22 protein-coding genes, 1 other RNA gene and 1 pseudogene are annotated in these 26,323 nt (G+C 44.5%); 9 read left to right on the forward strand and 15 right to left on the reverse strand.

What is annotated here, in order from left to right:
- Positions 1-102 precede the first annotated feature (102 nt).
- The 7 genes and pseudogenes from MKS89_RS04095 to smpB form a co-directional block, all read right to left on the reverse strand.
- Positions 103-654: a histidine phosphatase family protein gene (locus tag MKS89_RS04095; protein ID WP_072963654.1), complete on the reverse strand. Its 552-nt coding sequence runs from the start codon at positions 652-654 to the stop codon at positions 103-105.
- Between the two features lie 3 nt (positions 655-657).
- Positions 658-3,507 (reverse strand): phosphoribosyltransferase-like protein, encoded by a 2,850-nt coding sequence (locus MKS89_RS04100; RefSeq protein WP_072963657.1) that lies wholly within the window; start codon positions 3,505-3,507, stop codon positions 658-660.
- A gap of 6 nt (positions 3,508-3,513) precedes the next feature.
- A complete protein-coding gene (locus tag MKS89_RS04105) occupies positions 3,514-4,299 on the reverse strand; it encodes an endonuclease/exonuclease/phosphatase family protein (RefSeq protein WP_072963659.1) in 786 nt (261 codons plus the stop codon).
- 921 nt (positions 4,300-5,220) lie between these two features.
- Positions 5,221-6,380 (reverse strand): annotated as a pseudogene (locus tag MKS89_RS04110) (IS3 family transposase).
- Positions 6,268-6,819 (reverse strand): DUF6538 domain-containing protein, encoded by a 552-nt coding sequence (locus tag MKS89_RS20935; protein WP_083734885.1) that lies wholly within the window; start codon positions 6,817-6,819, stop codon positions 6,268-6,270. The pseudogene MKS89_RS04110 and the gene MKS89_RS20935 overlap by 113 nt, the downstream one beginning before the upstream one ends.
- Before the next feature lie 120 nt (positions 6,820-6,939).
- Positions 6,940-7,305: a transfer-messenger RNA gene (gene ssrA, locus MKS89_RS04115) on the reverse strand.
- Between the two features lie 68 nt (positions 7,306-7,373).
- Complete coding sequence (gene smpB, locus MKS89_RS04120) at positions 7,374-7,853, reverse strand: SsrA-binding protein SmpB (protein WP_072960608.1); 480 nt, start codon at positions 7,851-7,853, stop codon at positions 7,374-7,376.
- A 220-nt stretch (positions 7,854-8,073) separates the two neighbouring features.
- Here smpB and MKS89_RS04125 point away from each other — a divergent pair, with 220 nt between their 5' ends.
- Both MKS89_RS04125 and MKS89_RS04130 read left to right on the forward strand, forming a co-directional pair.
- Positions 8,074-8,505, forward strand: a complete 432-nt coding sequence (locus tag MKS89_RS04125; RefSeq protein WP_021020893.1) for an SRPBCC family protein — start codon at positions 8,074-8,076, stop codon at positions 8,503-8,505.
- On the forward strand, positions 8,502-8,855 hold the full coding sequence (locus tag MKS89_RS04130; RefSeq protein WP_072960610.1) for an RnfH family protein: 354 nt from the start codon (positions 8,502-8,504) through the stop codon (positions 8,853-8,855). The genes MKS89_RS04125 and MKS89_RS04130 overlap by 4 nt, the downstream gene beginning before the upstream one ends.
- A gap of 59 nt (positions 8,856-8,914) precedes the next feature.
- On the opposite strand, the gene bamE is transcribed toward MKS89_RS04130, so the two are convergent.
- The 4 genes from bamE to nadK all read right to left on the reverse strand — a co-directional run bounded on the left by bamE (position 8,915) and on the right by nadK (position 13,517).
- Positions 8,915-9,277 carry an outer membrane protein assembly factor BamE gene (bamE, locus tag MKS89_RS04135; protein ID WP_021020895.1) on the reverse strand — a complete coding sequence of 121 codons (363 nt, stop codon included), beginning with the start codon at positions 9,275-9,277 and terminating at the stop codon, positions 8,915-8,917.
- Between the two features lie 523 nt (positions 9,278-9,800).
- Complete coding sequence (locus tag MKS89_RS04140) at positions 9,801-10,586, reverse strand: BUD32 family EKC/KEOPS complex subunit (protein WP_072960613.1); 786 nt, start codon at positions 10,584-10,586, stop codon at positions 9,801-9,803.
- Between the two features lie 205 nt (positions 10,587-10,791).
- Positions 10,792-12,459, reverse strand: coding sequence for a DNA repair protein RecN (recN, locus tag MKS89_RS04145; protein WP_072960616.1), 1,668 nt, complete (start codon positions 12,457-12,459; stop codon positions 10,792-10,794).
- A 173-nt stretch (positions 12,460-12,632) separates the two neighbouring features.
- Positions 12,633-13,517 (reverse strand): NAD(+) kinase, encoded by an 885-nt coding sequence (gene nadK / locus MKS89_RS04150; protein ID WP_072960619.1) that lies wholly within the window; start codon positions 13,515-13,517, stop codon positions 12,633-12,635.
- Between the two features lie 135 nt (positions 13,518-13,652).
- Here nadK and grpE point away from each other — a divergent pair, with 135 nt between their 5' ends.
- Positions 13,653-14,264: a nucleotide exchange factor GrpE gene (grpE, locus tag MKS89_RS04155; protein ID WP_072960621.1), complete on the forward strand. Its 612-nt coding sequence runs from the start codon at positions 13,653-13,655 to the stop codon at positions 14,262-14,264.
- Between the two features lie 110 nt (positions 14,265-14,374).
- Here grpE and MKS89_RS04160 read toward each other — a convergent pair whose 3' ends face one another.
- Positions 14,375-16,279 carry a TRAP transporter permease gene (locus MKS89_RS04160; RefSeq protein ID WP_072960624.1) on the reverse strand — a complete coding sequence of 635 codons (1,905 nt, stop codon included), beginning with the start codon at positions 16,277-16,279 and terminating at the stop codon, positions 14,375-14,377.
- 98 nt (positions 16,280-16,377) lie between these two features.
- Entirely contained in the window at positions 16,378-17,307 is a 930-nt protein-coding gene (locus MKS89_RS04165; RefSeq protein ID WP_072960626.1) for a TAXI family TRAP transporter solute-binding subunit, read from the reverse strand.
- Between the two features lie 473 nt (positions 17,308-17,780).
- On the opposite strand from MKS89_RS04165, the gene dnaK reads away from it, so the two are divergent.
- From dnaK to MKS89_RS04195, 6 genes are all read left to right on the forward strand, one after another.
- Positions 17,781-19,694 (forward strand): molecular chaperone DnaK, encoded by a 1,914-nt coding sequence (gene dnaK, locus MKS89_RS04170; protein ID WP_072960628.1) that lies wholly within the window; start codon positions 17,781-17,783, stop codon positions 19,692-19,694.
- 199 nt (positions 19,695-19,893) lie between these two features.
- Entirely contained in the window at positions 19,894-21,039 is a 1,146-nt protein-coding gene (gene dnaJ, locus MKS89_RS04175; RefSeq protein WP_072960631.1) for a molecular chaperone DnaJ, read from the forward strand.
- 227 nt (positions 21,040-21,266) lie between these two features.
- On the forward strand, positions 21,267-21,785 hold the full coding sequence (locus tag MKS89_RS04180) for a pilus assembly FimT family protein (protein WP_072960634.1): 519 nt from the start codon (positions 21,267-21,269) through the stop codon (positions 21,783-21,785).
- Positions 21,779-22,435 carry a PulJ/GspJ family protein gene (locus MKS89_RS04185; RefSeq protein WP_072960637.1) on the forward strand — a complete coding sequence of 219 codons (657 nt, stop codon included), beginning with the start codon at positions 21,779-21,781 and terminating at the stop codon, positions 22,433-22,435. The genes MKS89_RS04180 and MKS89_RS04185 overlap by 7 nt, the downstream gene beginning before the upstream one ends.
- Positions 22,432-23,739 (forward strand): hypothetical protein, encoded by a 1,308-nt coding sequence (locus MKS89_RS04190; protein WP_072960640.1) that lies wholly within the window; start codon positions 22,432-22,434, stop codon positions 23,737-23,739. Before MKS89_RS04185 ends, MKS89_RS04190 begins: the two co-directional genes overlap by 4 nt.
- Complete coding sequence (locus MKS89_RS04195; RefSeq protein ID WP_072960643.1) at positions 23,729-24,310, forward strand: type IV pilus modification PilV family protein; 582 nt, start codon at positions 23,729-23,731, stop codon at positions 24,308-24,310. Before MKS89_RS04190 ends, MKS89_RS04195 begins: the two co-directional genes overlap by 11 nt.
- Here the strand turns inward: MKS89_RS04195 and fghA are convergent.
- On the reverse strand, positions 24,255-25,106 hold the full coding sequence (gene fghA / locus MKS89_RS04200; RefSeq protein ID WP_072960646.1) for an S-formylglutathione hydrolase: 852 nt from the start codon (positions 25,104-25,106) through the stop codon (positions 24,255-24,257). The genes MKS89_RS04195 and fghA overlap by 56 nt on opposite strands.
- A 58-nt stretch (positions 25,107-25,164) precedes the next feature.
- Positions 25,165-26,298, reverse strand: a complete 1,134-nt coding sequence (locus MKS89_RS04205; protein ID WP_072960648.1) for an S-(hydroxymethyl)glutathione dehydrogenase/class III alcohol dehydrogenase — start codon at positions 26,296-26,298, stop codon at positions 25,165-25,167.
- Positions 26,299-26,323 lie beyond the last annotated feature (25 nt).

Raw genomic sequence — 26,323 nt, forward strand, 5'->3', positions numbered from 1 at the left:
ACATTAATTAACAACCAACTTGCAAGCATAAAACCACTAACTAATAGTGTTTTTGAGTTACTAGAATTTTTTTGCAAATACGTAAATTTCTGTCAATTCACATCATATTTCACGTATAGTATGGAAACAGTTATGAACAAAAGGTGCATCCCACATTGTACTTAAGCAGCGATTCTCAATTTTAATTAATATGGTCTTTATTACTATTGCATGAGTAACAATTAATAACGTTTTAGTGCCATGCTCCTTTTTCAACACATCCAGAAACTTTTTTATTCGATAACCAGCCTCTTGAAAACTCTCTCCGGATTTCGGTTTATAGCAATGTGGGAAGTTCCAGAACATTTCATAATCGACTGGGTAGAGAGACTCTACATCTCGCTTCTTCACCCCTTCCCAAGAGCCGAAATCTAGTTCAATCAAGTCGTCATTAACAATTATAGGTTGACGTTCATTTGTTACTATTCGTGCTGTATCCTTAGCTCGCTTTAGCGGGCTGCTCATACATAGATCAAATTTATATTGTGACAAATTCTTTTCAAGCTCTCTGGCTTGAGAAATACCAAGATCTGTGAGAGGAGTATCAGTAACTCCCTGCATTCTCTTTTCTTTGTTTGCCACGGTTTCTCCATGACGCACTAAATGAATTTCCATACCTCACCCTATAACCACAAGGTTTTTATGGCTGTTTCTTATCAATAGAGGAATCCAAGGCTCCTCTCTACCTTGTCGAATAACTGTTCCTGGACACCACAATGCTGTATAACAAGCTGTAGGAACATTAAACATGGTAACGTAAATAGCTTCCATATTATCAAACCCAAGCCTTCGGTTAGCCGCTTTTTCTTTTGCGTCAGGCATTCCGTCTTTCTGATACTTTTTAGTTAAAACTTGCTCCCCGATCAATGCTAATTCATCCCTAAGAGCATCGTTAATCACATGGCTTCCCCGCATTTCTTCAAGCTTACATGTAGATACAAACTTCACTTTTCTCATGTCAAACCCTGCGCTCACCAAGCAGGACTCTATTTTTTTAAATCCAATATCAGTGGCAACGTGAAAAGCAAAAATTAGATTTGCAGATCTCAATTTTATAATTTGGCTCTCATTAAGCTTGATATAAGAAATGTTTTTCTCAGTTTTTTCACTGGATTCTCCGAGCCAAAATTTAATTGAACTTGCAGCTTGTGTGCCTGAGACTATATTGTCATCATATATAACTACAGAATCTCTATCGGACTCTATTCTATCCGATGCCTCTCTAATTCCATGAAGACTCTCTCCCGAAAGGCTCTTAAAGTTAACAATCCCTTTTATGCTCTTCCCACTACTTTCAGAAAGAGGAATATAAAAGACATTTTCGCTATTTATTCCTTCTTCAATAACTTTGAAATGGTTAGTAAATGCTCTTTGCAAAGTTGCCCTGTCCAATACTTTTATACTTTCTATTAGACTTATGGCGTTCTGCCTGAGTGTTGGAGGGATTTGAACTAAAAATTGTTGTAGTGATTTTGTGGTCACGGAATAACCTTCATCACCATTGTAGCTACTTAGTTTTTTCGCGAGAGATGATAGCTTCTTGTGCTTTGCCTCTAGGTCAAATTTGTATAACCTAGGATGGGTGTCGTAATACCCTATTTTCGAAAGGATTTTCATAACTCCTTGTACATCTTCGTTAGACAAACCGCAAATTTTTGCGGACAGAGCATGATCAATCACCGGCCTCAACAGCAAATCCGGAGACTCTCCTAATTGCTTTCCGTAGAGCTTATTTCCGCTAGAAAAATTATGCACTAATGAACACGCTTCGAAATCCTCATAGAAAACAATTTGAGCTGCAATAGCTACTATACAAGTCCATTCCTTTGGAGAATAAATAAAAATTGTATTTTCACTTCGATCTTCGCTCTCCCAAGAAAACCCGCCAGATACAGTTTTTAGATTGCTTCTTCCTTTCCCTCTATGGGTAATTAGCTGAATTTTAATTTTGTCTGAGTCTAAAGATTTATCTGGAACAGCGAATACTCCATCTAGTATTCCTTCCTGCGAATATTTAGTGCCAAAAAGAAAGCAATCATTTAGCTCAATAGATTTCTCTACAATTCGTACGCATATTTTGTGTTTTTCTTCTGGGCTAGAAAGTTTCTCGTTAATACTTTTGAATAAAAAGCCCTTAACATCTTTCCAAAACTCATCTATCTCTGCGTCTAGACTACTTTCTTTAAGAGCATCAGGAAATTCATTAGATAGGGTGCTTGAAGATATTGCCAGCGATCTTCTGTAATGCTGGCGCGACAATAGGTTATCTTTTTCATCCTGATTAGTCTGAGCAACGGACTGCAAAGAATCCAAAAGATGCATATCTGACCCATGCCAATCATAAATTAAATCAGTGACTTGAGAGTATTCTGGATGAGACTTTTCTAAAATGGCCCTATCCAGCATGGTTGATATTCTCTCATAGAACAAAAGAAGCCAAGGATGGGTTTGTATCCTCCAATTTGTGAGTTGCTTGCTGATCGCGAATTCTCGTATATTAAATGGGTCGAAATCATCAACTAGAAAAAAATATGGCTCCCTATCAAACTCTTCCAGCACATCAAAATTGTACACACCCTCAGCGCCTTCAATATCTCTTTTTTCAAAAGTGATCGCTGACTGTACTCTCTGATAATCAAGCGGTATGTGTATCCCACAAGAGTCACTATCTCTATATATTCTATCTATCGATTTACAACCAAAATCTCCATGCAGAAGGTCATATATCATTAGAGAACTTTTGGAAAATGGAATGCCAAGCATTGCGCTGCACAGCTTTATTGATGGAGATATCTCATCCTCGTAATCCTCAAACAGATCAAGATTATCGTAGTAAACTTGAAAAGGCTCTGAGAGAATAAGAAAACAAGATAAAAGTCTTGGAAGTATTGTGCGCTCTGAAAATCTTTTATCTAAGTATAAATGGCAATCAGCGTTTCTAAATTTAGATTCAATTTCAATGATTGGGAAACCGGCAATAGTAAGAGAGCGCAAACTTTTCTCTGAAATATATCCTTCTTTTATAAGAGTATAAATTAATCCGGCTGAGATTTCTGACAACAAAGCCGCGTGACATGTCAGCACATACTCTTCCTTACTAAACACCCCATACTGGGATGATCTATTGCTACAAGATTTGATGAGATCAGTAACAACATGATACGCTCCAAGAGAATGCTCAAAATATGTCGATCTTGAAAAAGGATATATATGTGAAGATTGTGGAATAAGCTGAACATTCCTCAGCCGCTGGAAAGCAGGCATATTAATCAGCTGAACTGTAATTTCATCGACTTGAACGTTACCCCATATTCTATCCTTTATAAACTTGGCTCTAGAGCCAAGACTTTCTTTAGGGTATTTTCCAAAAGAAAAAAAGTTAGACAAAAACATTTTAACATCGTCAGTGTATAAATGACTGTTTTCAAATCCCTTTTTCCATTCACTAATTTGATATAATTGTTCCATTTATTTTTAACACTCTATTACCGACGCATGAGGAAGATGATCCGAAGCTTGCTCAAAGGGAAGTTTTTTATTAATTCGTCCTATTTTGAGATCACATCTACTTTTTACAAATATCCAGTCTATTTTTCTACCAGTTCCATGCTCAGTAGGTGATAGGTCGCCGTCATAGACATACCCTCTATCAATTAATAGCTGTTGCCGGGATAACGGGCAGATCATTTCGGATGAGTGTTCATTAAAGTCACCCGCAATCACGTATACATCAGCCGAAACAGATTCGAGCTGATCTACATACTCGACTAATTCGTTATATCCGCGCAGCTTTATTTCCAACTTTTTTTCTGGATCTGTCTCATCTCCATCATAACCTTTTAAATGCACAGACAATACGGCGATTAGCCGACTTTTCTTGTCCTTAAATAGCGCACATGGAGCCGCTCTGTATTTCAGGTCTTTAGTTCTTACAGTATGACTTTCGATCGGTTGTAGTTTTCTTGGATTGTAAACAATGCTATTCCCATGTATACGTTCAAGGACTTTGTTTTTATGCTCATCATATACTGCAGTTTTATAACCCCCATTAAAAAAATCTTTTGTCTCACTATTAAGCTCTTGAATACATGCAATATCAAAGTCATAAACTTGCATATTTCTAATCAACTTTGGACAACGTTCAATCCAGTTATCTTTTTCGTTACCATCCTTATCAACAGTAAAACCCTGTGGAGTTTTAAATTCGACTGCATGGAATGGATTTAAAATATTGTAGGTAAGAACAATCAATTTGGTCACCTTTATTTTTCTCCAAGCTATAGAATATGAATTTAAATTAAAAGTCTATATTAAACACCTATTTTAAGACCATTATGCCATAGCGTACTGTACTTTGGACGGCCAATAGCAGACATTTCAAACGTAGCTATACTGCCTGTTTCACCCACATACACCGGCTTACATTTTTCAAAAAGCATATAAATCCCGCTTCCGATGGTTGAGAGCTCACCCCAATGTCATTAACTTAAGCCAACATAGTGTATAAAACTCTTAAATATCATATAATTATGACTTGTTTCGATACCTTAAAAGGCCGGATTCATAACTTCCCGGTGTTATCTTCCGATGAAAGGCTTCAAAACCTTGGTTGATTGTCCTTGTTGGCATAAGTCTTCCTCAATAGGCTTTGTTTCTGGTCTCTTATCCTCATATTGCAATGTCCACTATGGGTCGTAAGCTGTTGTTTCAGCATAGTATATTTACGAATCTTCCACACAACTTATTGCATAGTTTTTTTGCTCTTACAACTCTAGGGTTAGATATAGGTCACGAATCTCATCAGGAAGTATGCAAAGGTAGTCTAGGGTTTGGGCTTCGGTGGCGTGTCCGAAGGCTCGCATGAGGATCGCGACGTAAGCTTTGTTTTGTATGCGTTGGTGGTAGCCCCATGTTTTGTGTAAGGTGTGGGAGCCGTAATTTTCGGGCAGTCTTACTTCGTTACACCACAGTTTCACCAGCCTATTTACGGCGGCAACGGTTAAGGCTTTTCTGCTTCGCTGCGATAGGAAGAGTGGGGCTTTGGGGTCGTGCTTTCTTGGATGGTAGGCTAACCAGTTTTGCAAGGTGGCCTTTGTTACATGGTTGATTACCGTTAGGCGGTATTCGCTGTTTTTGGACTGTCTGAGGTCAAGTGTATCACCAGCTCGCAAATGCAGGGTTCTACCCCGTTTTCACGGACGGTTTAGTAAAGACGTAAACTTGCTGTCTTGATTCGCCAGTCTACGTCTCATTCTTGGATTATGGAACCGTTCGATATAATCAAAAATATCTGCTCTGGCTTCATTTCTTGTCCGGTATTGTCGATAGTTGATTCGTTCCCGTTTCATCACACCGAAGAACCCTTCACAAGCCGCGTTATCTGCACAATGGCCTACAGCACTCATGCTGCTGGTTAGGTTCTTTTGCTTGAGAAAGCGCTGATAATCTCCACTGGTAAATTGTGTGCCTCGATCAGAATGTAAGATAACATGATGTCTTTCCTGTCGCTGCCAAACCGCCATTTCGACGGCTCGAATCACCATATGACGGTCTTGTCGATGATGCATCGACCAGCCAACGATGAGCTTGCTAAACAGGTCAAGCACTACACACAGATAAAGTTTCCCTTCAAGTGTCCCAATTTCTGTAATGTCTGTGACCCATTTGGTTTCCGGCTCCAAAGCATTAAAGTCCCGCTCAAGATGATCCTTTAAACCGTCAGGACGTGCGGACTTTCGCTTTGCCCCTCACCCCTCAACCTTTTTTACGCGGCCAGCCATAAAGTCCATTCGCTGACATCAGCCTGGCCACACGATTTAAGCTCGCCTTCAACCCTTCTGCTTGCAGATCTTCGTGCATACGTGGTGCGCCGATAATGCCGCCGCTATCATCATGGAGCTCGCGCATTCGTTTTAATAACGTTGCGTTAGCAAGAGTACGCGCACTTGGCTGACGTTCCACCCAAGCATAATAACCACTAGGGGAGACGCGCAAACAACGGCACATGAGGCGAACAGAAAACACATCGCGGCAGCGCAATATCGCAAGATACCTTACGGTAACTCTTTGGCGAAGAACGTTGCCGCTTCTCGCAAAAAATCACGTTCCTTTTTCACTTTAGCTAATTCGCGTTTTAGCCTCGCCATTTCTTCATCACGAGGAGAGCCAGTGCCTTGAAATGCTTTATCTTGAGACTGCTCCGCCTCTCGTTTCCAACGGTTTAATAAGTTAGGATTGATGCCGATATCTAATGCTATCTGACGACAACTGACACCCGGTTGCTGAGTCAGCGCAACGGCTTCGCGTTTGAATTCTGCAGAATATTTTCTTCGCTTGGTCATAGACACTCCTTTTAGGCATAGTATGCCTCTTTATAGATGTGTCCGTAAAATATGGGTAGAACCCGTCAAACGCATATTTGATGCGGTTTTTTCGCTCCAACAAGAAAAACAATTGCTGAGTAAACTGTTGATCGTTAATCGCTTCGGTGGCTCGTTGTTTGAGCATTAGTTGTCGTTGTGTGGCTCCATCCAACTCTTGAAAGCTGGCTCTCATACTTTCCATCCTAGCGACACTCTCCCTTATTTCAGTAAACAGACAATCAAACATCACCTTATGCTCACGAGCGGCGATCATTGCACTGGCTCGGCATTTGGTTTTTAAGCTGATTTTGAGTTCTTTTTTGGCACTGGGTATGACGCTTAGAATATCTAACGGGGTGCGCTGGCGAAAGTAAAAGGTATGAAATCTGTTGAGATAGAGGAAATTATTTGTGGTCATTGTGTGGCTCACCTATGTGGCTCACCTGATAAATTGACCTTGAATAGTGGAAAATGAATGGAAAGTAGATACAAAAATGGCTTGTAAATCATTGATTCACAAGCCATTTTTATTTCCAATTGGTGGAGCTGGCGGGAGTTGAACCCGCGTCCGAAAATCATTCATCTTTGGTACTACATGCTTAGTCGATCTTTAATTTCACTACCACCTGCGAACCGACACGCGAATGAATAGCTAACCTGAATTATGTCTTACGCTTCATCCCTCAGGTGGGGGAATCCACGCCAGCTTGTTTTGGTTTGACCATCTGAACTCCCCGTCCTACAAGCAGAGGCTAGGGCAGATGGGCTCTCAGCAGGTTATTAAGCTGCTAGTGCGTAGTTTTCGTCGTTTGCGACTATTTTTTTGCGGTTTGTTAACGAGGCCTACCGCACCTCGGCATGCACCTCAGACTGCAAAATTCCCGTCGAATCCTGAATCAGCCCCAGAGGTAGAGTGTGCATACTACCAGAATTGTTCCTACTGTCTAGTGCTGCACAATCATATGGTTAAGTTTAACGCAGTGAGCTCTTCATCACGCGATCTTTTTGGCGTTGCCAGTCACGGTCTTTGGCCGTATCACGCTTATCGTGCAACTTCTTACCCTTGGCAACCCCGATTTTTATTTTGACCCATGAGCGAGACCAGTACAGCGATAGCGCGATTAAGGTCATCCCTTCACGATTGATTCGGCCGAATAAATTATCGAGTTCACGACGAGAGAGAAGGAGTTTGCGTACCCGAGTCGGGTTGGCAATCACATGTGTCGAGGCTTGTTGCAGTGGGATAACGCTCATGCCGGAGATAAAAGCTTCTCCGTTACGCAAGAAGACATAACTTTCTGCGATATTTGCTTTGCCCTGGCGAAGTGATTTCACTTCCCAGCCCTGAAGCTCCAGACCAGCTTCTATCTCATCTTCAATGAAATATTCGTGGCGAGCTTTTTTGTTCAGAGCAATCGTGTTGCTCCCTGCTTTTGATTTTTTCTTTGCCATAGTGGAGCGTATTATACGGATTGCGTGTAGCTTGGGAAATCCTTTTATTGGCATTGGTGCAAAATATACACAATTGTCTGATAAATCTGCGATTATTGTCATTGCGAGGCGATGGATTGACAGGTTGAAGTCAGTCGGGAGTGAGATGCTGACCTTGAGCTCACTTGTGTATCACAGTAAAATTACGGCGCTTAGGTGTAAAGAGGAAGAAGGAGCATCAATGAAGCAGGTGAGTCGTTCTGCACTGGTATCGTTTAGCGCTGAACAGATGTTTAATTTAGTCAATGACGTGATGCGTTATCCTGAGTTTTTGCCGGGTTGTTCCGGTGCGAGAGTGATTGAGTCAAATGCTGACAAGATGGTCGCTTCTGTTGATGTCTCCAAAGCGGGGATCAGCAAAACATTTACTACATTGAATCAGTTAAAAACGGGTGAAGCTATTTTGATGAATTTGGTGGACGGCCCTTTTAAAATGCTGCGTGGTGGATGGTATTTTACACCGCTCGATGAATGGGCTTGTAAAGTTGAACTGAAGCTTGAATTTGAGTTTTCCAGCAAGATGATTGAGCTGGCATTCGGCAAAGTATTCAATGATCTGACCAATAATATGGTGAATGCTTTCACCAAACGGGCAAAGCAGGTGTATGTATGACGGATGAAGAGAATACGATTCATGTGGAGGTTGTGTATGCGCTGCCACATGAGCAGCGCGTGCTGTCGTTGGTTGTGTCGCCATCGATGACGGTGGAAGAGATTATCCGCCAATCGGGTGTGTTGAATATGTATCCGGAAATTGATCTGGCCAAGAATAAAGTGGGGATTTTCAGTCGTCCGGTGAAATTGGATGCGACAGTCCGGGATCGAGACCGGATCGAAATTTACCGGCCATTGCTGGCCGATCCGAAAGAAATTCGCAGGAAGCGGGCAGAGAAGGCAAAAGCTGCGGGAACCGCTGACCCGGTAACCGGCGGTAAACTAAATCCACTTAAGAAATCGTTGTGATTCTGATAGTAAAAAAGCTCGCACCGCGAGCTTTTTTTATAACTGATGGTTTGACTCGTTTACTGGACGCTTTCAAAGAATTGGTCACTGTTATGAAAGTCACCAGCCAGATGAATCAGTGACCCCCTCTTGTCAAATTTGACAATCAGATTCTTCTGAACCGGATCTTCATGACCGGAGACATGATGATAAATGTAGTACCAAGTATCGGGATAACCATTCTCAACGAGCATCGGAGAACCAAGAACATAGCGGACCTGTTGTTTGGTCATGCCGAATTTCAATTGATCAACTTCTTGTTGATCAACGTAGTTGCCTTGGTTGATATCAATCCGGTAAACCAACATATCGGTAACCGATGAACATCCACTAAGGACAAGTATTGCTAATGACGCGGTGATGAGAGACTTCTTCAATTGCATAGTTTGTTTACTGCATTGTCATTTAGAGTGAAAGCTTGGCTGATAATAAACAAGCTTGGTGAAGAAGTAAAAGGGTTCCCCACCATCTTATCTCACTCTCAGACTACAAATTTTAGATTTTGTTGCATCTGATCGGTTTTTTTTCAAAATTCGTCACTAATTATAGAGCCTGATGGTCATATGAGCTGCTTTTCGAACGGTTTAATTGGATTGGACAGCCTTATTTGGTTAGACAGATAGAGTTGGTTAGACAGATAGAGTTGACGGTATACCTCAGTTCATGAGAAGCACCCAACAACCATAGCGGGATGACTGAGAGGGTGATATCGCTTCTCATGACCTGAAGTCTGTCTGATTAAGTTAAGTGATGAATCATACCGCTTTATATTCAAAGCTATTCATCTGATATAAAAATAGCCAATGATTGACTTTAGATATTCATAAATAAAATATAATTGGTCTGATGTTTAATATTCTGATTTATACTGAATTGATTGATAATAAATTGATGAATCTGAATTATTTATATTGGTGAATCCTTGTGAATGAATTCATATGATAAAAAACTATCGAGTAGGTGGCATGTTTCTATCAATTGCCGACTTAATTTATTGTTCTTTTTAAAGAATAGAACGGCATAGGCAAGTGGTTTAAATTTACGCAAAAGCTGATGGATTTCTATTAAGCTTTGCCAATATTCATCGGAAACCTGTTGCTTCCAATAACATAATGCTCTTCTTTTTTGTTCGATAGTGACTTGTTTGATACGGCATAAGTCCATAAGTAATAGATAAATGTCTCTTGCTTTGAGCTTCGGACTTGCGTGCATAATTGATTCTTCAAAATCAATCAGGCTGAGCTGATTATGCTGGTCGATTAATATATCACGCAGTGCCGGGCGTCCATGAGCAATATCCGCATTATGTAATTTGATGAATAGATTGAACAGTTGCATCAATGTATCATCAGTAATACGGTCTGCCTCAACCTGAGAGAGTGGTTGGCCTTTGTCGGGCGTAACAAAGAAACGTTTCCCTGCTAGTGTGATTTTAGGAACTTGAAATCCAATCGAATTTAAATAAAGCAATACCGATTTTTCATGTTCAAAACGTGACCATGAATTCATCGTTGCCTTTGACTGGAAGCATGAAAATAAATTGAACTTACTCGCAAGTGACGAGAGCTTTCGGATTAAGTTAGATTTATCCTCTCCGCCAATCTTTAACCAATAAGTTTTCTTTTGATTCGTGATTTTAATAACACCATTGATGTTTCTATCAATGTATTTTATGCATTGTTCTTTTAACATAACATGAATATATTATTTGTATGATATTTTGAATGGGCAATGACGAATTGCGGCACATTCTATCCGTTTTTTGTTAAGTTAAGATCAAATGCAGAAAAAATCAAAATAAATATCGGGCTGGATGTGATTTAATCAAAATGCCCGATATTTATTATGAAGAGGATATTCAGAATATTGATGATAAAATAAATTAGTGTAAAAATAGTTATGCAGCTACGAGCAATAACTCTTTTGCATTCGCTAAAGTTGTTTCAGTAATTTGACTACCGCCAAGTAATCTTGCTAATTCTTTAATCCGTTGCTGATTGTCCAGCTTGAGCATTTGTGTTTGGGTTTTTCCGCCTTTCGTTTGTTTAGCAACAAAAAGTTGTTGATGTCCACAACCGGCAACCTGTGGTAAGTGGGTGACACACAAGACTTGGGTCGACTCGCCCAACTGACGTAGCATTTTCCCGACGACAGCGGCTGTCGGGCCACTGATGCCGACATCGACTTCATCGAAGATCAAACTTGGGGTTTCGACTTTTTGTGCAGTAATCACCTGAATCGCGAGTGATATTCGCGATAGTTCTCCGCCTGAGGCGACTTTCGTCATCGGTTGCAATGGTTGACCCGGATTGGTTGAAACCATAAAGCTCACCGAATCGAATCCGAGTGGAGACGGGTGATTGTCATCATAATGAATATCCATCTGAAACTTGGCTTTTTCCATGCTCAGTTCATGCATACTCTGACTGATTAATTTATTGAGTTCTTTGGCATAACGCATTCTGGACTGATGCAGTTTTTCAGCGCGGTGAACAAATGACTGATACGCTTCTGCCACAATATTCTCAAGCTGCTCAAGTTTTTCATCGGAATAGTCAAGCTCGGAAATCTGTTGGCGTAGGTTTTGGTGGTGCTGGTAGAGATCTTCCGGCAGCACATTGTGTTTACGAGCCAGCGACATGACTTTGGAATAACGGTCTTCAATATGTGCCATTTGTGCCGGATCTACTTCTATCCGATCCAGATAGTCGCGCAGTTCACTGTTTGCTTCTTCCAACTGAATCAACGCTTCTGCAAGCATGGCAGGCAACATTGCCATTTTTTCATCCAGCTCGGCTAACTGAACCAGAACCTGATTGGTTGACTGAAGTAAACCGATAGCATTGACTTCATCGCCTTCGTTTAATAGTTGGATTGCATTTTGGCTGAGGGTGAGTAAGTCACCACTATTGGTCAGGCGTTTGTATTCCTGTTCCAGTTCGGGGAACTCATCTTCACTGATCGATAATTCGTTCAGTTCTTTAATTTGATATTCGAGTAATTGGAGCTGTGCCTGATTCTGTTGGCTGTTTTCACGGATTTGTTTCAATTCATGACTGGCCTGACGCCAATTTTGGTAAGCCACCCGTGTCTTTTTCAACAAATCGGCATGACCGGCATATTGGTCTAACATGGTAAGTTGGTGCTCACTTTTCATCAGTTGCTGATGGGCGTGCTGACCATGAATATTGATCAGTAATTGGCCGAGTGATTTTAGCTGTGAGATCGGTACCGGATTCCCATTGATAAATGCGCGTGAACGGCCTTCTTTGGTAATCACCCGGCGAAGAATACAGTCGCTGCCGTCGAGCAGCTCATTATCTTCGAGCCAACGGGTGGCGTGCAGATTGTGATCGAGAACAAATGCAGCACAGACTTCGGTTTTTTCTTCACCTTGACGTACCATACTGGCTTCCGCCCTGCCACCGAGACACAAACTGAGCGCATCAATCGCAATGGATTTACCTGCACCGGTCTCGCCGGTAATGGTGGTCATTCCTTGAGAAAGTTCTAACTGTAATGATTTTACGATTGCAAAATTATTGACACTTAAATGAGCCAGCATGTTCACACCTGTACGTTTTACCAATGCTGTATAAAGAAACAGTATATACTGTTTCTTTATACAGTAAAGATGTTTGGTGATTTTATTTTCACCAATATATCAGGCAGGACGAAACGGCTGAATTGATGCATCTTCAGCCTTGCAAATGACAATTAATGTGAGCTTTCAGAGCTCTAGAACAACTTACTTGACCAACCCAGTTTGTTTCTCAGGACATGGTAGTAGCTGTAATCTTTCGGGTGAATCAAATGTAATTTATTCGGGCTGCGGTAGATCAGCACTTCATCTCCGGGAGAGACCGGGAGCGAAATTTGTCCGTCACAACTGATTTCCTGTGTGCCTCGGTTATTCGGTGAGACAGACAGTTTGATCCGACAATCACCATCAACGACCAAAGGGCGGGATGACAGAGTGTGTGGAAACATCGGTACAAGTGAGATGGCGTTTAAACTCGGTGACAGAATTGGGCCGCCCCCCGACAGTGAATAAGCGGTTGAACCGGTTGGTGTTGAAACAATCAGGCCATCCGAGCGCTGGGAAAAAGCGAAAATGTCATTAATGTACACCTCGAACTCAATCATATGGGCGATTTTTCCCGGATGGAGAACGGCTTCGTTTAAGGCCGCATTATGACTTTTAATCTGCCCGTTGCGGTGAATTTCGGTTTCCAGCAGAAAGCGTTCTTCTTCAATGTATTCGCCTGCGAGCACTTTTTGTAAAGCCGCTTGAAAATCTTCGGGATTTAAGTCGGTGAGAAATCCTAGACTCCCGCGGTTGACCCCAATCACCCGAATTTCAAAACGGGATAATACTCTGGCTGCGCCGAGCATGTTACCGTCACCACCGACAGCAATAGCCAGATCGGCTTTTTTACCGAGTTCAAGTAAAGGAGAAAAACATTCGGGCGGAAGATCCGTAAGAATACTGCTCAGTCGATCATCGATAAACACAGAATATCCTTGCTCTGACAACCACTGGTATAACTCACGATGGGTTTGTATCGCAGACTGGTCCCGTGGTTTACCAATGATGGCAATCACGGCAAAAGATTTTTTCATAATGTTTCCAATCGAATTAGGCTTGAATCAGGAATCTTCATCCCCATAATAAAGGCAAGTTATGCTTTTATGCGAATGTTTAGTGTGTTGAATGTTGATCATCAATACAAAAGATCATGGAACTCTGGAGATATCATGAGCAACGAAGAGAATAAAGTCAAAGAAGAAGAGCTGCAGCAAGAATCGGTAGCACAAGAAGAGACTGAGGCTGAAGTCGTCGGTAGTGAGGCTGATATCGACTGGAATGAAAGCGATGCACCAGAGGATGAGCAAGACGCAAAAATTGCCCAATTGGAAGCAGCGCTGTTGACGAGTGAACGTAAGGTGAAAGAGCAGCAAGATGCCGTCTTGCGTGCACAGGCAGAAGTTGAGAATATCCGTCGCCGGAGTGAGCAGGAAGTTGATAAAGCGCGTAAATATGCGCTGAGTCGTTTTGCGGAAGAACTACTACCGGTCATTGATAATCTTGAGCGCGCGATTCAGGCGGCAGATGCTGAGAATGAAGTGATTAAGCCTTTGGTGGAAGGGATAGAGCTGACGCATAAAACCTTTATCGGTACCATTGAAAAATTTGGTCTCAGAGAGATTAATCCTGAAGGTGAAACATTTAATCCTGAGTTGCATCAGGCGATGTCCATTCAGGAAAGTCCTGACCATGAGTCAAATACCGTGATGTTTGTGATGCAAAAAGGTTATGAACTGAATGGTCGTGTGGTTCGTCCTGCGATGGTGATGGTTGCGAAATAACCGCATCTCAGTCATGAGGTGATTGCCTCGCATCAATAAAATAACAAGGTTGGCTTTTGCCAACCTTTTTTATCGCCCATCACTGCGGTGTGAGATTATTTCTCGTATGGCTAGACTGGGTGCGGATCATGCCCGTCACGGCTTTTCTTCCATTCCCACATCATCAGAACAGCAATGCATACCATACCGATTAGACGATAATTATCGGTAATAAACAGGGTTGCTGCCGCCAGTAACAGGAAAATCAACCGCAGGATGCCTGACATTGGGCGGAATAGGTAACCTTCGATACTGCCCGCAAATGCAATAATCAGTGCAATACACCCAAGGACGGATTCAATAAATGCCAGTGACGTTTCGGTTTGAGTCCAGATGAGGCCGGAAAATGCCATCATCGCTGGGATTAGGAAAAATCCCTGTGCCAGCTTAAAAGCCTGAACCGCAGAACGCATGGGGGAGGCGCTGGCAATACCGGCACCGGCAAAAGCGGCAAGAGCGATAGGTGGCGTTACATTGGACGTTTGCGATAGCCAAAAAACAATCATGTGTGCGGTGAGCAGCGGTACACCGAGATCCATCAAGGCTGGTACTGCCATGACGGACAGCACGATATAGGCAGCGGTCACCGGGAGGCCCATCCCCAGAATTACGGCCGCAATTGCAATAAACAATAATGCAGACCAGAGATGCCCCCCGGATAGTGAGGTTAGGAATTGGGTAAATTGCAGGCCGATCCCGGTTTGTCCGACCACACCGACCACAATGCCGGCGGTTGCACAGGCAATCGATATAGGCAGCGCGAGAATGGCCCCTTCTTTCATACCTTCAAGTACGAGTCTGATGCTGATTTGGGTATGTTTGCGCGTGATCGCAGCGATGAGTATCGCGGCACATCCGGCAATACCGACCAAAATCGGGGAATAACTCATAATCAACAGCGCGGTGATCATGATCAATGGCAGAAGGAAATGCCATCCCTGTTTCAAAATCCGGCTAATTTTCTCCGTTTCACTCATGCCTTGTAGATTGAGCTTACATGCCATCAGATGAACATAAAGTAACGTACAGGCAAAATAGAGGATTGCCGGTGCAATCGAAACCAGAATGATTTCACTGTAAGGAATACCGGTAAATTGTGCCATAACAAATGCACCGGCTCCCATAACCGGAGGCATGATTTGTCCTCCGGTTGACGCGGCGGCTTCAATGCCGGCTGCTTGCTCTGCTTTATAACCGAGCTTTTTCATCATCGGTATGGTCAGAGAACCGGTTGTCACCGTATTGGCAATGGCTGAACCGGAAATCGATCCCAAAGCGGCAGAGGCCAGCACACTGGCTTTGGCCGGGCCACCTTTTGATTTTCCGGCAATCGAAAATGCGGCATCGATAAAAAATTGCCCGGCCCCGCTGACTTGTAAAAATGCCCCGAACAGGACGAAAACGAAAACGACACCCGCCGCGATTGCCAGCGGTGCACCGAAGACACCGTTGGTGGAATAGATATGAAAGCGGATCATTTCTTCTAAGGAAAAACCTTTACTGGCAATGGCATCCGGCAGGACATTGCCAAATAGCGCATAACTCAGAAAAATGACCGCCACAAACACCATGACCATTCCGACAGTCCGACGGGTGGCTTCCAAGAGGAGCAGCAAGAGCAACAGCCCTGCGTATTGATCATTCGGCTGCAATCCGTCCAACAGGAAACTGATATCATCATAGTCAAATGGAATGATTCGGCTGGCAGCCCAACAAGTGATGATGATCAACACCATGTCGAGACAACGTAGCACCACATATTTAGCCGGTGAGGCGGTGTCGATCCGCGCTGCGGGGTACGCTAAAAAGACAAGGATCAAAACCCAACTGAGGTGGGTGGGTCTGAATACGGTTGCTGACAGATCGGCCGTGATGCCTTGCCATATCTGGAACACCGTCAGCAAAACTGCGATCAGGCCGGTCACGAGCGTGAGACTGTTGGCGAATTTCGTGTACCGGGATAAAACCTGAGTCATAGCTAACTCCAAATGTCATGTCATTACATAAAGCAAAATCAGATGACATATTCGGCTGAACGCTGTCATCTGATTGGTGGAATCATCAGGGTATGATTTTATTGGTGATGCTCTTGGTAGTATTTCAGTGCACCGGGATGGAGTGGTACACCTTTCAGCTTAGGCATGTTATCGATAGTCATAAACTTCGTGACGCCAACCGCCTGACGAATTTTGTCGATATTTTCAAAGGCGACTTTGGTCATTTCGTAAGCCAGCTTGTCATCCATCTTTTGATTGGTGACCAGGACGTTCCAAACCGCGGGTACCTCGAATTCCGGGACATTCTTATAGCTGTTAGCCGGCGCCGTGAATGCCTGATAGGATGAGTTGGCGGCTGAAATTTTCTTTAGTTCCTGAGGGGTAAAAGAGAGAATTCGGATTTTGCGGGTGAGTGACAGCTCTGTGATTGCGCCAACACCGAGACTGCCGACAATGACACCTGCGTCAATTTGTCCATTCGCCAGCGCGCTTGTGGTTGCGGTGTAGTTCAGTGACTGTGCTTTTACATCGTTTTCCGTGATACCGAGGATGTTCAGAATATTTACCGCACTTACCCGTGTACCTGAACCGGGAGCCCCGAGCGAAATTTTCTTGCCTTTCAAATCACTGATGGTATGGATATCCGAATCAGCAGGGACAATGAACTGGACGACGTTTGGATACAGGGCGAAGAGCACCTGCGTCGGCATTTTTCGCGGAAATGGCTTTTCTCCCGTATAGGCTTTCAGCGCGACATTCCCCATTGCGATACCGACCAACTGTTTTTGCGTAGCAACTTTGATGATGTTTTCTACGGATGCAGCGGTGACTTCGGCGCGCATATTGAAATCAGGGATATTTTCGCTCCAGATTTTAGCCAGTGTGCCGCCAAGTGGGTAGTAAGTCCCGCTCTGACTGCCTGTTCCTATGGTGTAGTTATTCGCAAAGGCTGGTAGTGCAATCGTCAGCCCGAGGATCATCAAACCTTTCTTGACGATGTTGTACATAAAAAACTCCCTGTTTTTCTGGTGGTATAAAAGAAGTATTTACATTGGGTACGTCCATTGCCATGCCGGGCATAAGCAATGTGAATCTCGTGTAAATGTGAAGGTCATGTATTGGTTTTGATATCACGATGTTGATATCTCTGGGTATAGCGGGATTGATAAAATACTGGGTAGGTCACCAAACTGAGAGTAACTTTGTGAGATGAGAGTGAATCACATGGTGAATATCGTGATTGATTTTAACGATTCGTCGATGTCTGAGCGCTGCTGAACCCTGATCTCCGGTCAGAAAATAAGGAAATTTGTATTTTTTTCATTTTTTCCCTTGAAAAGGTATTTTCTGCCCTTATCTAAGGGGCATAGAGAAGCAAACTTCGTTTGTTGAGCGGTGAGTTAGGGGTTGAAACCCGATTCTCCAACCCCATATATGGGGTACTGGCAAAACGACAATAGAATTATTCGGAGATGTCCTGATGGGTAAGATCATTGGTATTGACTTAGGTACTACAAACTCTTGTGTTGCTGTACTGGATGGTGGAAAACCTCGCGTAATTGAAAATGCTGAGGGTGAACGTACAACCCCATCTGTAATTGCTTACACTACAGACGGTGAAACACTTGTTGGTCAGCCAGCAAAACGTCAAGCGGTTACCAACCCTGAGAACACATTATTTGCAATCAAGCGTTTGATCGGTCGTCGCTTTGAAGACGAAGAAGTTCAACGTGATATCGAGATCATGCCTTATAAAATTGCCAAGGCAGATAACGGTGATGCATGGGTTCAGGTTCGCGATGAAAAACTGGCAGCGCCACAGGTTTCTGCTGAAGTTTTGAAAAAAATGAAAAAAACCGCAGAAGATTTTCTGGGTGAAGCCGTAACCGGTGCCGTGATTACTGTCCCTGCGTATTTTAATGATGCTCAGCGTCAGGCAACAAAAGATGCGGGCCGTATCGCTGGTCTGGAAGTAAAACGGATCATTAACGAACCAACGGCCGCAGCGCTGGCCTATGGTTTGGATAAAGAAGGCGGTGACCGTGTTATCGCTGTATACGACTTAGGTGGTGGTACATTCGATATCTCTATCATCGAAATCGATGATGTCGAAGGTGAGAAAACATTTGAAGTATTGGCGACCAACGGTGATACACACCTAGGTGGTGAAGACTTCGATACTCGCATGATCAATTACTTGGTTGATGAATTCAATAAAGAGCAAGGCATCAACCTGAAAAATGATCCGTTAGCAATGCAGCGTCTGAAAGAAGCGGCTGAGAAAGCGAAGATTGAGCTTTCTTCTGCACAACAGACTGACGTGAACCTGCCTTATATTACGGCAGATGCAACGGGTCCTAAACACATGAATATCAAAGTGTCTCGTGCAAAACTTGAGTCTTTGGTTGAAGATCTGGTTCAACGTTCTCTTGAGCCGATGAAAGTTGCTCTGGCGGATGCAGACCTGTCTGTTGGTGGTATTACTGACGTCATTCTTGTCGGTGGTCAGACTCGTATGCCAATGGTTCAGAAGAAAGTAGCTGAGTTCTTTGGTAAAGAAGCACGTAAAGATGTGAACCCGGATGAAGCTGTTGCTGTCGGTGCTGCGGTTCAAGGCGGTGTCCTTGCTGGTGATGTGAAAGACGTTCTGCTGCTTGACGTAACACCACTGTCGCTGGGTATCGAAACCATGGGCGGTGTAATGACCAAGCTGATTGAGAAAAACACCACGATTCCTACCAAAGCGAATCAAGTGTTCTCAACTGCCGAAGATAATCAGAGCGCTGTAACCATCCATGTACTGCAAGGTGAGCGTAAACAGGCGACATATAACAAGTCTCTGGGTCAATTTAATCTGGAAGGCATTCAGCCTGCACCGCGTGGTATGCCACAAATCGAAGTAACCTTCGACTTGGATGCGGATGGTATTCTGCACGTATCTGCAAAAGATAAGCAGACCAATAAAGAGCAGAAGATTACAATTCAGGCATCTGGTGGCTTGAATGATGATGAAATCGAAAAAATGGTTCAAGAAGCGGAAGCCAATAAAGAAGCGGACAAAAAGTTCGAAGAATTGGCAACTGCACGTAACCAAGCTGACCAAATCATCCATGCAACTCGTAAACAAGTAGAAGAAGCCGGTGATGCGCTTCCTGCGGATGACAAAGAAAGCATCGAAGCAGCAATCAATGACCTTGAAACAGCGCGTAAGAGCGGTGACAAAGAAGAAATTGATGCCAAGACTCAGGCTCTGATGACAGCGTCTCAGAAACTGATGGAAATTGCACAGCAGCAAGCGCAAGCACAGCAAGCTGGTGGTGCAGAGCAAGCGTCTGGTCAGGAAGATGATGTTGTTGATGCTGAATTCGAAGAAGTCAAAGACGAGAAAAAGTAATCAGTGAATGACTATTCATTGATATGACTTCAGACCTTTTCAGGTATGATACGGGCGTTTGGGGTGACTCTAACGCCCGTCTGTTTGTAATTTTGGTGTCGATTTAGGTCATGTTTCATTCTGTGTGAAATATCATCTATATCGATACATCTACCGGGCGACAAGCGTCGCTTGCAGTAATTAATTGGTGACGAAGAACATGTCAAAACGTGATTTTTACGAAATCTTAGGCGTAAGCCGTGATGCCTCTGAGCGTGATATCAAAAAGGCCTATAAACGCTTGGCGATGAAATTCCATCCTGACCGTAATCCGGGCGATGACACCGCAGCTGATAAGTTTAAAGAAGTAAAAGAAGCGTATGAGGTGTTAACCGATCCTCAGAAAAAATCAGCTTATGATCAGTATGGTCATGCCGCATTCGAACAAGGCGGTGGTGGTTTTGGCGGTGGCTTCGGTGGCGGAAACGCTGACTTCGGGGATATCTTTGGTGATGTATTTGGGGATATCTTTGGTGGTGGCCGCCGTGGTGGTGGTCAGGCTCGGGCGCAGCGCGGTTCGGATCTTCGCTACAATATGGAACTCACTTTAGAAGAAGCTGTCCGCGGTTGTTCGAAAGAAATTGAAGTCCCCACGATGGTTCATTGTGATACATGTAACGGCAGTGGTGCGAAGAAAGGGACCACGCCTGAAACATGTGGTACTTGTCACGGCCATGGCCAGGTCCAGATGAGACAAGGGTTTTTCGCGGTGCAACAGACTTGTCCGACTTGTCATGGTAAGGGAAAAATTATCAAAGAGCCTTGCCGTGATTGTCATGGTCAGGGTCGTAAGCAACAACGTAAGACGCTCAATGTGAAGATTCCTGCCGGTGTTGATACGGGTGACCGGATTCGTCTTACCGGAGAAGGTGAAGCGGGTGAAATGGGCGCGCCAGCCGGTGATTTATACGTTCAAGTTCATGTAAAAGAACACCATATCTTTGAACGTGAAGGCAATAATCTATTCTGTGAAGTACCGGTTAGTTTCTCCATGGCAGCACTCGGTGGGGAAGTTGAAGTGCCAACACTGGATGGCCGGGTGAATTTGAAAGTGCCGGAAGAAACGCAGACCGGTAGAATGTTCCGGATGCGCGGAAAAGGTGTGAAGAATGTTCGTGGTGGTGCTGCCGGTGATTTGATTGTACGTTTGGCTGTTGAGACACCAGTGAACCTGAGCTCGCGTCAGAAAGAGTTGCTCCGTGAGTTTGAGGAATCCTGTGGTGGTGAAGCGGCAAGTAAGCACAAGCCTAAATCGGAAGGTTTCTTCAGTGGTGTGAAAAAGTTTTTTGATGACCTCACGAGCTGATCAAAACCAAATAATGAATGTAAAAAACCTGCTTCGGCAGGTTTTTTTATGTCTGTCATGTGTCTGGATGATCAACTTTGGCGGATGGTTCAAACTGTGGGTGTAATTGTGATGTTTATCATGTGGTTATTTAGTTGATGTCACAGCGAGATGTTTGCTTGAGGAGCAGATGAACCGTTTTATTTTCTTATCATAGGGGGAAATGACATTAATCGATTGGAAAAAATATGCGCACAGGATTTTCCCTGCTTGAATTAGTTGTGGTGATCGCACTACTGGGCCTTTCCCTATTGCTGGTTGTCCCTCAATTCTCTCAACAAATGGAAAAGGAACAGTTAAAAACAGCGGTCAGTGATGTTCAGGCATTCATATTACAAGCAAGGTCACTGGCAATCACTCACCATCAAAATTTGTGGTTACATCTGATCTTTCCATCATCATCTGCCACTAATAACGGCGTCTCTCCGGGTTGGCAGTTGTGGGTGAGTACCGCTGAAGATCGCTCGAAAGGTCAGCGTTTACTTACGCTATCCGGACAACGCTACCGGAAGATTCTGGTTCGTTCCGGATTCCCGCAAAACCGGTTATTTATCGATGGTCACTCCGGCAAATTAGGTAATGGCAGCATCACGTTCTCGGCCCGCAATACACCGGAACGACAAATCAAAGTGATAACATCTTACGGCGCGGGACGAGTGCGTCACTGTAGCGTTGGTACTGCAATATATGGTTATCCGGCATGTTAGTGAAAACAGTGCGTTTCTATCATGCGCAGCGAGGAATGACGTTGTTAGAAGTCCTACTGGCCAGTGTCATCAGCAGTGTGTTAATCCTCATGGTGAGTCGGCTGATTGTGACTGAACTTCGGGTGACGGAACATTTGAGTCGCAAAATTCAGTTACATCAACAGTTGCGGTCATCGTTGGCATTAATCAAGCGAAACCTGTTGATGGCCGGGTTTGATGCTTCAGCACATATACCTGAGTTTTTGCAAGGGAGTCAGACGCTTACCGATGTCCGAAATGACACACAAGTCGGATATGTGTATCAGGGAAGTTCAACCGCTCAGAATGATTTCCACCATGTCGTCTATCAACTTGCAGCAAATCAATCCGGAGGCGTTGCCTTACGGCTGTGTGAGAAACAGCATGACCGTCGACTCACATTTGAACAAGCGGCATCTTCCGGTGAATCTGGACCATGCTTCTCGCTGTTCGATACGGATTGGATTCGTGTCGATGCTTTTCAGGTTCGTTACCAACCCCTCCAATCAAACGCTGGGACGTTGATCAATACCGGGTGGATCGCGATCCATCTGAAACTATCTTTGGTGCAAGATCCGTCGATTCATGAATCTGCTGATTTGGCATTTTTACAGCGGCATTGGTCGTTATGAAGTGGTGCTGTTTTCGTCGTACATCGATTCGGCAACAGGGGGCTGCAACATTGTTGCTGACGACACTGATGATTAGTCTGATGCTGTTCGTGGTGGGACGTTCTGCATTGCTCAGTCGTTATCAATTGGCTGAAGTTCAGCATGAAATCGAACGTCGTCAGTCTTTCTGGCTGGCTGAAGGCGAGCTTGAATGCCTGTGGACACAGGCACGTTCACGCCATGCCGGAGAGACCTTACCTTCTGCGTGTCAGCAGATTGAACATCAAGTCAAGTTGGTCTCTCCGCAGGATCAACAACTGACCGCGACCGTCGGGACGACGACCCTACAAAAGCGCTATCGTCTGCCCTTACCGGACTCTGCCGGTGCCGTGAAAACGAGCAGTCGTTTGATATTGATGAAGCAAGCCTCGTTTGCGCCGGCGCTCGCTCGTTTAAATACTGGGGGGCGTTGGCAATGTATCGCTTTACGCTATAAGTATGATTTTTATGCACCGTCGGTCAGCACTTATCATCCGGAGCAGTTATCTTATCCGCTATATTCGGGGTTACCGGGGGATTCAGGACGATGTGCCGGGTCGTATCACTCAGTTGATTTGCCGGCCAAAGATGCGAAATCTGACTACCAGCACACGCCCAGTTTATCGCCTTTTCGGGACCTGTTTGGTGTTGCGGTGCAAGATTGGTTTCAAGTAATGTCAAATCCTCAGGTTGGGCGAATCCCTCAATCTCTGAATGAAACCGTTAACGGCCAAATGCGTTACCAGCGTGCAGTTGAATTACCACACAGTCAGTTTAATCCTGAATGTGGCGCTCAAATCGAAGACCTGATTTGGCATGGGAAAATGATCATCTGGGTCTATGGCGGCTGTGTATTGTCTGATCCGGATGTTCAACGGATCAATATTGCGATTCAGGCAAAATTTCCTCAGCAAGGGATTATTGTGCTGATTCAGGATGGATTAGTCGGAATTGAAAGTCATCACGCGCTACAGGGTATGCTCTATCAGTTTATTTCACCACAACATGCGAGTATGGAATTTCAGCGGTGGGGTGACACGACATTACAGGCAGCACTCACCGAGTCTTTGACGCAAGCCCCGCAACCGAATATCTCGCCTGAGCAAGTGAGTTATTTCCAACTCGGCTCTTTCTATCCGGCGGGTGGTCTCGTGCTGGATGCTGATAGACGTTTTGCGGTGGTTCAAGGACGCATTGATTTTCATTATCGACGCGATCTGTTGATTCAACCACTCAGCCTGATTCGTCCGGCTCAGTGGCGTGGGGAAAGCTGGTATGAGCCGTAGTGATATCAACCGACATGTGCAACATGGCTGTCGTGGGAAGTGCTGCGGGAATTCTTTACTCGAAGTGATGATCGCTCTGGTGATATTGAGCATCGGTATACTGAGTGTGGGGCAGTTACAACGGCTGACGATGTTTCAGACCCGGGAGATTTTTCAGCGGACACAAGCGTTGGATCTTGCAAGCTCAACCCTGGAACGTTTACGCACGCATGGTTCGGCAAAGACAAGTCGTTCAAATATAAATCGTTCAAAGACAGATAGAGCAAAGACAAACGGCGTTGTGATGAACCATTTGATGGGGGTCGGTTCCGTTGATTTCGAGCAGCTCAAAACCCATCAGGATTGTGATTCTCAGGATGATTTTTGTATCAAGATACAGGTTAGCACCTCCCTATATCACGGTGATCTGAAGCCGGTTCGTGTGGTTGTGAGTTGGTTGGGGCAACAGGGGAAAACGCATCAAGTTGCGCTTTCCACCATGATTTCACGATTCAATGAATTTGAATCGCGTTTGCCTAAGAGCGTAGCCCCTGCAAGTGTTGCGCATGAAATTGTAAATGTGACTCAATGAAGCTTTGAATAAAATAATAGCTGTGATCATAACCGGGGTGAGACTGATAGGTCAGTTCGCACTGTTGGTGATCGGCCACTTCGAGTAAATCCCAAGGTTTCAGTTGCTCTTCCAAAAATGGGTCCATTTCACCTTGATCAATCAGTATCGGTATCGGACACGCTTTTTGTCTTAGCAGTTCAGTTGCATCATAGGCCTGCCACTGTGTCTGATCGTCGCCCAAGTAAGCTTTCAGTGCTTTTTGTCCCCAAGGGCAGGCGACAGGATGACAAATCGGGCTGAAGGCTGAAATCGAACGATAGCGCTCAGGATTTTTGATGCCGATTGTCAGAGCACCATGGCCACCCATACTGTGACCTGAAATCGAACGCTCAGCGGTCACCGGAAAGTTTTTTTCGATGAGTGAGGGCAGCTCATTCACAACATAATCATACATTTGGTAATGTTGATTCCAAGGCGCTTGGGTCGCGTTGAGGTAGAATCCGGCGCCAAGCCCCAGATCATACTCGCCTTGCGGATCATCCGGCACGCCTTCTCCTCTCGGGCTGGTGTCCGGTGCCACAATCGCAATACCGAGAGCGGCTGCTTTCTGGAATGCGGCGGCTTTCTGCATGAAATTCTCATCTGAGCAGGTCAGACCGGATAACCAGTAGAGTACGGGAACCGGGTGGCTGTCACTGGCGTCTGGTGGCAGATAAATGGCGAAACGCATCGTACAATTGAGACTATCTGAAGGGTGGGTGTACTGCTTATGCCATCCACCAAATACTTTTGCCTGGCTGATTTGTTCTAACATGTGTCAGACTCCTTTTCCCGTCTCCGGTTCGTGCAAGACCAGAGACGGGTGCATAAAATTATGGTTTGAAGTGAACCACAGAACGAATACTTTCACCTGAATGCATCAAATCAAACGCATCGTTAATGGCTTCCAACGACATGGTATGCGTGATGAATTCTTGCAGACCAAATTCACCGGCAAGATATTGTTCAACAATACCGGGCAATTGCGAGCGACCTTTGACACCGCCAAATGCACTACCGCGCCATACTCGGCCGGTCACCAGTTGGAACGGACGTGTTGAGATTTCTTGTCCTGCACCCGCGACACCGATGATCACGGATTCGCCCCATCCTTTATGACAACATTCCAGCGCCTGACGCATAACATTGACATTACCGATACATTCGAACGAGAAGTCCACACCACCATCAGTCATTTCAACAATCACTTCCTGAATGGGTTTGTCGAATTTCTGGGGGTTGATACATTCAGTTGCGCCCAGTTGCTGAGCCAAATCAAATTTACTTTCGTTAATATCGACACCGATAATTCGGCTGGCACCGACCATCTTTGCCCCGATAACCGCAGATAAACCAATCCCGCCTAAGCCGAAAATAGCGACAGTGTCACCTTTTTGAACTTTGGCTGTATTCATCACTGCACCCATACCGGTGGTTACGCCACATCCCAGCAGACAAACTTCTTCCAGTGGGGCTGCTTTGTTGACTTTAGCCAACGAGATTTCCGGTAAGACGGTATATTCAGAGAATGTCGAGCATCCCATGTAGTGATAGATTGGCTGACCGTCTTTATAAAAACGGGTCGTTCCATCGGGCATGAGCCCTTTACCCTGAGTTTCGCGAACGGCCTGACACAGGTTCGTTTTGCCTGAAGTACAGAACTTACATTCGCCACATTCTGCGGTATAGAGTGGGATGACGTGGTCACCGACTTCAACGCTGGTCACGCCTTCGCCAACCATTTCAACAATACCCCCGCCTTCATGACCAAGAATCGATGGGAATATCCCTTCTGGATCTTCACCGGACAGTGTGAATGCATCTGTATGACAGACACCGGTTGCCACGATACGTACCAAAACCTCACCGGCTTTCGGATACATGACATCGACTTCTTCAATGCTGAGTGGCTGATTTGGTCCCCAAGCAACGGCAGCTTTGGATTTAATAAATTTCTGCTCTGACATCTTCTTCCTTTCCTGTCTGTAAGGT

Source organism: Vibrio gazogenes (assembly GCF_023920225.1).
In the GTDB taxonomy this organism is placed as follows: domain Bacteria; phylum Pseudomonadota; class Gammaproteobacteria; order Enterobacterales; family Vibrionaceae; genus Vibrio; species Vibrio gazogenes.

What these genes read in the sequence shown, in the direction of transcription:
- MKS89_RS04095 (WP_072963654.1), bottom strand. Translation starts at nt 654, where the DNA reads ATGGAAATTCATTTAGTGCGTCATGGAGAAACCGTGGCAAACAAAGAA.
- MKS89_RS04100 (WP_072963657.1), bottom strand. Translation starts at nt 3,507, where the DNA reads ATGGAACAATTATATCAAATTAGTGAATGGAAAAAGGGATTTGAAAAC.
- MKS89_RS20935 (WP_083734885.1), bottom strand. Translation starts at nt 6,819, where the DNA reads ATGACCACAAATAATTTCCTCTATCTCAACAGATTTCATACCTTTTAC.
- smpB (WP_072960608.1), bottom strand. Translation starts at nt 7,853, where the DNA reads ATGGCAAAGAAAAAATCAAAAGCAGGGAGCAACACGATTGCTCTGAAC.
- MKS89_RS04125 (WP_021020893.1), top strand. Translation starts at nt 8,074, where the DNA reads ATGAAGCAGGTGAGTCGTTCTGCACTGGTATCGTTTAGCGCTGAACAG.
- MKS89_RS04130 (WP_072960610.1), top strand. Translation starts at nt 8,502, where the DNA reads ATGACGGATGAAGAGAATACGATTCATGTGGAGGTTGTGTATGCGCTG.
- bamE (WP_021020895.1), bottom strand. Translation starts at nt 9,277, where the DNA reads ATGCAATTGAAGAAGTCTCTCATCACCGCGTCATTAGCAATACTTGTC.
- MKS89_RS04140 (WP_072960613.1), bottom strand. Translation starts at nt 10,586, where the DNA reads ATGTTAAAAGAACAATGCATAAAATACATTGATAGAAACATCAATGGT.
- recN (WP_072960616.1), bottom strand. Translation starts at nt 12,459, where the DNA reads ATGCTGGCTCATTTAAGTGTCAATAATTTTGCAATCGTAAAATCATTA.
- nadK (WP_072960619.1), bottom strand. Translation starts at nt 13,517, where the DNA reads ATGAAAAAATCTTTTGCCGTGATTGCCATCATTGGTAAACCACGGGAC.
- grpE (WP_072960621.1), top strand. Translation starts at nt 13,653, where the DNA reads ATGAGCAACGAAGAGAATAAAGTCAAAGAAGAAGAGCTGCAGCAAGAA.
- MKS89_RS04160 (WP_072960624.1), bottom strand. Translation starts at nt 16,279, where the DNA reads ATGACTCAGGTTTTATCCCGGTACACGAAATTCGCCAACAGTCTCACG.
- MKS89_RS04165 (WP_072960626.1), bottom strand. Translation starts at nt 17,307, where the DNA reads ATGTACAACATCGTCAAGAAAGGTTTGATGATCCTCGGGCTGACGATT.
- dnaK (WP_072960628.1), top strand. Translation starts at nt 17,781, where the DNA reads ATGGGTAAGATCATTGGTATTGACTTAGGTACTACAAACTCTTGTGTT.
- dnaJ (WP_072960631.1), top strand. Translation starts at nt 19,894, where the DNA reads ATGTCAAAACGTGATTTTTACGAAATCTTAGGCGTAAGCCGTGATGCC.
- MKS89_RS04180 (WP_072960634.1), top strand. Translation starts at nt 21,267, where the DNA reads ATGCGCACAGGATTTTCCCTGCTTGAATTAGTTGTGGTGATCGCACTA.
- MKS89_RS04185 (WP_072960637.1), top strand. Translation starts at nt 21,779, where the DNA reads ATGTTAGTGAAAACAGTGCGTTTCTATCATGCGCAGCGAGGAATGACG.
- MKS89_RS04190 (WP_072960640.1), top strand. Translation starts at nt 22,432, where the DNA reads ATGAAGTGGTGCTGTTTTCGTCGTACATCGATTCGGCAACAGGGGGCT.
- MKS89_RS04195 (WP_072960643.1), top strand. Translation starts at nt 23,729, where the DNA reads ATGAGCCGTAGTGATATCAACCGACATGTGCAACATGGCTGTCGTGGG.
- fghA (WP_072960646.1), bottom strand. Translation starts at nt 25,106, where the DNA reads ATGTTAGAACAAATCAGCCAGGCAAAAGTATTTGGTGGATGGCATAAG.
- MKS89_RS04205 (WP_072960648.1), bottom strand. Translation starts at nt 26,298, where the DNA reads ATGTCAGAGCAGAAATTTATTAAATCCAAAGCTGCCGTTGCTTGGGGA.